This window comes from Neisseria iguanae (assembly GCF_003013245.1).
Lineage (GTDB): Bacteria > Pseudomonadota > Gammaproteobacteria > Burkholderiales > Neisseriaceae > Neisseria > Neisseria iguanae.
Map to the genome: position 1 here is coordinate 1 of NZ_PXYY01000171.1, position 1315 is coordinate 1315.

The 1315-nt window shown below is 46.8% G+C and carries 3 protein-coding genes and 1 pseudogene; 2 read left to right on the plus strand and 2 right to left on the minus strand.

Annotation, left to right across the window (positions count from 1 at the left end; genetic code table 11):
* Positions 1-200, plus strand: a pseudogene (locus tag C7N83_RS15070) (conjugal transfer protein TraL); the annotation flags it as partial.
* 1 nt (position 201) lies between these two features.
* A complete protein-coding gene (locus C7N83_RS13840) occupies positions 202-414 on the plus strand; it encodes a hypothetical protein (RefSeq protein WP_106743280.1) in 213 nt (70 codons plus the stop codon).
* Positions 415-513: 99 nt separating this feature from the next.
* Here the strand turns inward: C7N83_RS13840 and C7N83_RS13845 are convergent, their stop codons facing one another.
* The gene (locus C7N83_RS13845; RefSeq protein WP_106743281.1) at positions 514-711 is read right to left on the minus strand and encodes a hypothetical protein; all 198 of its coding nucleotides are present in this window, start codon (positions 709-711) and stop codon (positions 514-516) included.
* 75 nt (positions 712-786) lie between these two features.
* Positions 787-1224: a DUF29 domain-containing protein gene (locus C7N83_RS13850; protein WP_106743282.1), complete on the minus strand. Its 438-nt coding sequence runs from the start codon at positions 1222-1224 to the stop codon at positions 787-789.
* Positions 1225-1315 lie beyond the last annotated feature (91 nt).

Consider the following 1315-nt stretch of genomic DNA (forward strand, 5'->3'; position numbering starts at 1 on the left):
TGAACCGCAACCCTGATACATTCGGCGCGGACATTAAAAAAATGACCAGCGCGAATCTGACCTTGAGCGAAGCCCAATCTTCGGAATTGTTCGGCCTGATGCCGCGCCAACGCTTGCGCACGGTGCAGAAAGATTTGTTTGCCCGGCTTGACCAAGTACCTTTTATCGCTACGGCGCATCACGAGCAAACGGGTGAATGATATGGCGGCTTCGGACGTTGAAGCGATTATTGCAGACACTTTCCGGTTGACGGGTATCAAGCTGACAGCTGACGATCCGATTATTGCAGTATTGGTTATGCAGCAACACCGCATTAATCAGGCGTTTAAAGAGCAGCAGGTGGAAATGAGACCCCTTCCGCGATTGTTTACCCTCCTGCTACTGCTGATTGTTTCACAGGCAAAGTGCTTGTAACCGGACATCACACCTAGGACGGTATCGTAACCGCCCAGCCTATTTATCACCCAGCCGCTGGGTTGCTGGCCGTCTGAAAGCGACGGTAGGGAATTTCAGTCAGCAAATCACCTTATCTTTACAGTAGATTCTGCCGACCTGCTTCATCGCATCTTTCATGCTCTTAGCCGGACGAGGCGGCAACTCCGAAAAAATCCCGTCTGTGCCTTTACGCCATACCACCAGCTTACCTTTTGAATAATTGGCCACCGCCGCCTTGCCGTCGGCGTAACCGATTTCAACATAAATCGTTTTCATCTTTCTGCTCCTTGAAAACACAAAGGCCGTCTGAATGTTCAGACGGCCTGTTGCCATGCTTTTAAAATTTGCCCATCACTCAGGCAGAAAATCATCATTCAAAATTTCATCGGTTGTCCAAACAGGCTCGGCAGGAAATACCTTTTTCGAAATCCCTGTTTCTCCGGCTGCCAATTTAACTGCCTTATCCCAAACAGCAGTAATCCATTCAAGGTTTGCCATATCATTGCTTAAACTGGGCGAATCCTGCAATACCAAAGCAATCTGAACACGCTGTTCAGCAATGGTTCTGCGCCAACTGATACCACGATAAGCCGGCTGAAACTTCCACTTTAATAAATGCTGAACCAAAACCATCATTCGGCTTTTCAATTCACGATGTTCACTCTTGCCCATGCTCTCAATCTCTTCTGCAAGGTTAGACAAATCAATCTTATCAAGCACACCGGCTCTAAGCAGATTGGCCTGCTCAACTGCCCACTTTGCAAAATCGGTTTCATAAGAAGTTGCCATTTACTACTCCCAAATACGTGGCTGAAACAAATCAAATTATATCATATTTAGACAAATCAAAGAGTTTTAAAACCGGCTTACAAAATCCGAC